The organism is Streptomyces sp. SBT349, assembly GCF_001083795.1.
Lineage (GTDB): Bacteria > Actinomycetota > Actinomycetes > Streptomycetales > Streptomycetaceae > Streptomyces.
In genome coordinates this window covers 1-6,162 of sequence record NZ_LAVK01000411.1, presented here as the reverse complement: position 1 = coordinate 6,162, position 6,162 = coordinate 1, and the positions used below count along the sequence as shown (strand labels likewise).

5 protein-coding genes and 1 rRNA gene are annotated in these 6,162 nt (G+C 71.9%); 4 read left to right on the top strand and 2 right to left on the bottom strand.

Annotated elements, in window-relative coordinates:
- The 4 genes from ADY01_RS31515 to ADY01_RS31500 form a co-directional block, all read left to right on the top strand.
- Positions 1–1,123: hypothetical protein (locus ADY01_RS31515; RefSeq protein ID WP_049580138.1), on the top strand; the 1,123-nt coding region annotated here is incomplete at its 5' end.
- Positions 1,120–2,679 carry an SCO6880 family protein gene (locus ADY01_RS31510; protein WP_049580137.1) on the top strand — a complete coding sequence of 520 codons (1,560 nt, stop codon included), beginning with the start codon at positions 1,120–1,122 and terminating at the stop codon, positions 2,677–2,679. The genes ADY01_RS31515 and ADY01_RS31510, both read left to right, overlap by 4 nt.
- A 37-nt stretch (positions 2,680–2,716) precedes the next feature.
- Complete coding sequence (locus ADY01_RS31505; RefSeq protein WP_049580136.1) at positions 2,717–4,129, top strand: ATP-binding protein; 1,413 nt, start codon at positions 2,717–2,719, stop codon at positions 4,127–4,129.
- A 16-nt stretch (positions 4,130–4,145) separates the two neighbouring features.
- Entirely contained in the window at positions 4,146–5,441 is a 1,296-nt protein-coding gene (locus ADY01_RS31500; RefSeq protein WP_049580135.1) for a hypothetical protein, read from the top strand.
- Here the strand turns inward: ADY01_RS31500 and ADY01_RS31495 are convergent.
- Both ADY01_RS31495 and rrf read right to left on the bottom strand, forming a co-directional pair.
- On the bottom strand, positions 5,431–5,919 hold the full coding sequence (locus tag ADY01_RS31495; protein ID WP_049580134.1) for a GNAT family N-acetyltransferase: 489 nt from the start codon (positions 5,917–5,919) through the stop codon (positions 5,431–5,433). The two genes, ADY01_RS31500 and ADY01_RS31495, sit on opposite strands and share 11 nt — an antisense overlap.
- Before the next feature lie 121 nt (positions 5,920–6,040).
- Positions 6,041–6,157: ribosomal RNA gene (gene rrf / locus ADY01_RS31490) — 5S ribosomal RNA — on the bottom strand.
- Between the last annotated feature and the right edge of the window lie 5 nt (positions 6,158–6,162).

Here is a 6,162-nt window from a genome sequence, read left to right as displayed (position 1 = left end):
CCCCGAGTCCGGGGGGGGAGGGGGGCCCGACGCGGGTACCACCTCCTCGCTCGACCCGCTCTCCTCCCTCGCCCGCGGCTGCGCCGACGCCGCCGCCTGGATCGTGGGCGAGCTGTCGGAGCTGGTCGACTCGACCACCGCCGTCGACTTCACCAACACCTCGTTCCTGCGCCAGTACGCCGTCGTCTTCGCCGCCTCCACCGTCCTGACTCTGATCCTGTGGATCCTCGCCATCGTCAAGCGCGCCATCCGCGGCGTTCCGCTGACCACCGCCATCTCCGAGGCCATCGGCTTCCTCTGGCTGACCGTCATGGCCTCCGCCTTCACGCCGCTCGCCCTCTACGTCGTCGTCTCCGCGACCGACGGCATCACCGACGCCATCGTCGTCGGCACCGGCGACAACTCGGACGCGTTCTTCGGCGACTTCGCCGCCGCCCTCGAAGCGGGCGAGGAGATCGGCGGCGGGCCGATCATGCTGATCGTCGTCTCCCTGATCTCCATCCTCGCCGCCGGCGTCCTCGCGCTGGAGCTGGTGATCCGCGCCGCCATGCTCTACGTCGGCGCCCTCCTCGGCACCGCCGTCTACGCGGGCCTGGTCGACAAGAACCTGTGGGGCCACGTCCGCCGCTGGGCCGGCATCATGATCGCCGTCATCCTCATCAAGCCGGTCATCGTCATCGTCCTCGGCCTGGCCGGGGCGCTCACCACCGCCGAGGAGGAGGGCCCCAACGCCGTCTCCTCGATCATCTCCGGCCTTTCGATCATCCTGCTGGCCATCTTCGCCTCCGCGATGATCTACCGCTTCGTTCCCGGCTTCGGCGACGAGATCGTCAATCACCGCCAGATGCGCCAGGACACCTCCAGCCGCGCCGCCAAGGCCGCCGTGTCCACGCCCGCCTCCATGCTGCGCCAGGGCATGAGCACCCACGGCACCCGCGACGGCGCCGGCGGTGGCGGCGGCGCCTCCGGTCCCGGCGGCGGGCAGCGCCCGGCCAACCCGGTGGCGGGCGGAGTCGCCGCGCACGGTACCCGCACGGGCCAGTCCGGGTCATCATCGTCTTCGACCCCCGGCGGCTCAGGCGGCCGCACGGGGAACGAGGGAAACCGAGGAGGTAGCCGGTGACAGCCCCGCCCCAGACCTTCGGCCGACGCCGCACCTACCTCATCGGCCGGTCGCGGCCCCAGGCGCTCGTCGGCAGGAACCGCGAGACCGGGGAGATCGCGCTCATCGTCGCTGGCGCGTTCCTCGGCATGATGAGCGGCATCCTCATCCCCGCGCTCACCCTCCGCCTGGTCGGCCTGGTCGGCTTCCCCTTCCTGGCCCTCGCCGCCGTCTACATGCCCTACAACGGCCGCACGTTCTACAAGTGGTTCGAGATCAACCGGTCGTTCCGCCGCACCCAGCAGCGCGGCGGCACCTACCGCTCCGACGCCGCCGAGGCCGGCGTCCGTCTCGACGGCCGCGAGATCGAGGTCGGCGCGCCCCCCGGCGTCGGCCGGATCCGCTGGCTGGCCGCCGCGTTCGGCCCCGACGAGCTCGCCGTGCTGCTGCACAGCGACCGCAGGACCATCACCGCCGCCATAGAGATCGAGGGACCCGGCGTCGGCCTGCGCGACAGCGAGGACCAGGAGGCCCTGGTCGAGCGGTTCGGCACGCTGCTCAAGCATGTGGCCAACGGCGACGGCCACGTCACCCGTCTCCAGATGCTCGCCCGCACCCTCCCCGCCGACCCCGACGCCCACGCCAACGACGTGCGCGAGCGCGGCGACACAGCCGCCCCCGGGTGGATCCAGGAGTCCTACGAGCACCTCGCCTCCATGGTCTCCACCTCCAGCGAGCAGCACCGCGCCTACCTGGTCGCCTGCATGCACCACTCGCGCGAGCTCAGCCACGAGGCCCAGACCATCGCCCGCGCCTCCAAGACCAGCCGCGAGAGCCGCCGCCACCGCATGTCCCAGGACGAGGCGCTGGCCGTCATCATGGCCCGCGAGCTCACCGACATCTGCGCCCGCCTGACCGAGGCGGACATCCGGGTCCGCCAGCCCCTCGGCGAGGCGCGGCTGGCCTCCCTCGTCCACTCGATGTACGACCCGGACCACCCGATCGACCACATCCAGGCCATGTCCCGGCGGAACGCGTGGCCCGCCGAGCTCGACGCCAGGGAGGCGACGTACCTCCAGGCCAAGACGCGCGAGTCGGACACCCGCGAGCCCTGGTGCCACGCCACCGCGTGGGTCAAGGAGTGGCCGATGACGCCCGTCGGGGTCAACTTCCTGGCCCCGCTGCTCGTCCACACCCCCGACGTGATCCGCACCGTGGCGGTCTGCATGGACCTGGAGCCCACCGAGATCGCCATCGAGCGCATGCTCACCGAGAAGACCAACGACGAGGCGGAGGCATCCCGCGCCGCCAAGATGAACCGCACCGTCGACCCGCGCGACGTGGCCGCCCACAGCCGCGTCGACCAGCGCGGCGACGACCTCGCCTCGGGAGCCGCCGGGGTGAACCTGGTCGGCTACATCACGGTCTCCTCGCCGCACCCCGAATCGCTCTCCCGGGACAAGCGCACGATCCGCGCCTCAGCGGGTAAGTCTTATCTGAAGCTCGAATGGTGCGACCGCGAGCACCACCGCGCCTTCGTCAACACCCTGCCCTTCGCCACGGGAATCAGGCGATGAAGGCTCTCGCGCAGTCCCGGCGAAAGGAGGTGCCGTCATGTCGCCGCGCGATCCGCTGAGCCTCGTCACGGAGGCGTTCACCAGCCTGCTCTTCGGCAGGACCGAGACCACCCGGCTCCCCGTGCGCACCTCGACCGGCCAGGCCCAGGCGGTGTACCTGCCGACCGCCGCCCCCGGCCTCGGCGACTCCGGGGTGATCATCGGCCGCGAGGTGTACTCGGGCAAGGGCTATATCTACGACCCCTTCCAGCTCTACGGGCAGCAGCTCCCGGCCCCCCACTGGCTGGTCCTCGGCGAGTCCGGCAACGGCAAGTCCGCGCTGGAGAAGACGTACGTGCTGCGTCAGCTCCGCTTCAAGGACCGGCAGATCGTCGTGCTCGACGCCCAGGGCGAGGACGGCGTCGGCGAGTGGAACCTGATCGCCCACGAGCTCGGCATCACCCCGATCCGCCTGGACCCGATGGCCGCCATCGACGGCAACGTCCGGCTCAACCCGCTGGACCCCTCGATCACCACCACGGGGCAGCTCGCCCTGCTGCGCACCATCATCGAGGTGGCGCTGGGGCGTTCCCTGGACGAACGCTCCGGGTTCGCGCTGAAGGTCGCGCACGCCTACGTGCACCAGACCACCACCGACCGCCAGCCGATCCTGACCGACATCGTGGAGCGGCTGCGGCACCCGCTGCCCGAGGCCGCCGACGCGATGAACGTGGCCCTGGAGGACGTCCGCGCCTGGGGCCTGGACGTGGCGCTGGTCCTCGACCGGCTCGTCGACGGCGACCTGCGCGGCATGTTCGACGGCCCCACGACGGTGGGCATAGACCTGGACGCGCCGCTCATCGTGTTCGACCTGTCCCATATCGACCGCAACTCGATCGCGATGCCGATCCTGATGGCCATCGTCGGCGTCTGGCTCGAACACACCTGGATCAGGCCCGACCGGAAGAAGCGCATCTTCCTGGTCGAGGAGGCCTGGCACATCATCAACTCGCCCTCGGTGGCCCAGCTCTTCCAGCGGCTGCTGAAGTTCGGCCGCAGGCTCGGCCTCTCCTTCGTCGCCGTGGTCCACCACCTCTCCGACGTGGTCGACGGCGCCGCCGCCAAGGAAGCCGCGGCGATCCTCAAGATGGCCTCCACCCGCACCATCTACGCCCAGAAGTCGGACGAGGCGAGATCCACCGGCCAGGTCCTCGGCCTGCCCCGCTGGGCGGTCGAGATCATCCCGACCCTCACCCCCGGCATGGCGGTCTGGGACGTCAACGGCAATGTGCAGGTCGTCAAGCACCTGGTGACCGAGGCCGAACGCCCGCTGGTCTTCACCGACCGCGCCATGACCGAATCCTCGGCGATGGTGCTCGCGGAGGAGCAGTTGACGGAGGACGAGGACCCCTTCGAGGCGGAGACCGAGGCGCGGGTCATGTCGTTCGAAAAGCGGCAGGGCGTCGGGTAACGAGGCGGATCGGCAGATGGCGTACGACCGGCGCGCACAGCACGGCCCCGAGGAGTTCCACCAGCCGCGGGGTCCGGGTCAGGGCGTTCCCGGGCCCGGCGGCGCCGAGCGGCGGCGCGGGCGCGGCGGCCCGGACGCGCTGCTGGTCGGCACGCTGGCGCTGATGGTGGGCGTCACGGCGCTCACCTGGACCGGCACGGGGCTCGCGGGAGTGCTGCGCCACGGGGCGTGGCCCGAGGGCGTCACCTTCGTGCGGACCGCCCACGCGATCCGTTCCCTGCTGATGGCGCCCGCCGACGTTCCCGCGGCCTGGCCCGAGGCGTCCCCGGCCGCGCTGCCGAGCGCGACCATGCTGTGGCTGGTCTTCCTGACCCAGCTGGTGCTGCTGTTCTCCACGGTCCTGGTGATCATGATCCGCGTCGCCCGGTGGAGGGCCCGCCGCGAGGCCCGCGACGCCCGCGCGGCGGAACGCCGTGCGGCGCCGCCCCCGCCCGAGGTTCCCGACCTCCGCGACCTCCCCGGGCCGGTGGAGGCGGTGCCCACGCCACTGGCCGTACCGCTGGCCGTGCCGGTGCCGGTGCCCGAGCCGCCGCAGGTCGAGCCCGAGCCCGTGCCGGATGTGGTGGCCGCGGTGCTGGCGGCCCCCGGTGGCGCGATCGTCCTGGACCCGGACGGCGCTCTCCGCTCCAGGACGGCCCGCCGGCGCGGGAGGCAGGGGCCCGTGCACGTGTACGACCCGGAGCATGCGACGGACGCGCCGGTCCGGCTGCGCTGGGCGCCGCAGCGCGGCTGCGAGGAGATGCCGGTGGCCCGCAGCCGCGCGGCGGCGCTGCTGGCCCCGGTCCGGCCCCGCGAGCCGGTGTTCCGGCTCGACGCGGAGGCGGCGGAGACGCTGCTGCGCTGCTACCTGCACGCGGCGGCCCTCAGTGGGCAGCCGCTGACCCAGGTGCACCGCTGGGCGCAGGGCAGGTCGGCGAACGAGCCCGCGAAGGTCCTGCGCGCCCATTCCCGGGCGGCGGGCGGCGCGTCGATGGAGCTGGAGAGCACCCTCACGGGTCATCCGGTGCGCCGTGACGCCGCGCTGGTCCTGATCGGGAAGGCCCTCGCCGGCCTGGACCAGCTGCACATCCGCCAGTCGTGCAGCCCGGGCCGGGTCGACGCCCTGGCTCTGGACAACCTGGCGGGCGAGGACGGGACGCTCTACGTGGTGGGCGACCAGCGGGAGACGGCGGGCCTCCGCGGCGCCCTGGTGGACGCCCTGGTCACGGCCCGGCCGGCGCTGACGGTGGTCGGCGCGGATCTCATCCCGTGACCGTGCGCAGCGCCAACTCGTAGGCGTGCAGCGCGGGGTCGCGGGGATCGGTGTCGGTCTCCCCGGTCGGCCGGAATCCGAGGGACGCGTAGAAGCGGGCGGCGCGCGGGTTGTTCTCGTGGACGCGGAGCCGGACTTCCTGGCCGCCGGCCCATTCGATGGCGGCGATCATCAACTCCCGTGCGAGGCCGGTGCCGCGGTGCTCGGGAAGCATGTAGACGCCGATGACGTAGACCATGCCGTCCCGGACGTAGGCGCCCACCATGCCGCCCCAGACGCCGTCCTCGGTCTCGCCGATGAACGTGACCCGCCGCCCTCCGGACGCGCGCCGCTCCCAGTCGCCCCTGGTCAGCCGCACGGCCTCCTCGTAGGGCTCGTAGAACGCGACCGGCGCCACGGGATCCTGAAGTGCCGCCAGGCGGAGCTCCCTGAGCTGCCGCCAGTCCTCGCGACGCGTCTGCCGGATCGTGTACGCCATGGCCCGATGCTTCCACCGGCAACGGCGGCCCGCAACGATTTTCGCGGTGAAAGAAACGGGAAAACAGTTGAAGGCCCTGCCGGTTATCCCGGCAGGGCCTTCAACTGTTTGTCCAATAATTGTCCGGCGGTGTCCTACTCTCCCACACGGTCCCCCATGCAGTACCATCGGCGCAGGGAGGCTTAGCTTCCGGGTTCGGAATGTAACCGGGCGTTTCCCTCCCGCCATGACCACCGGAACAAA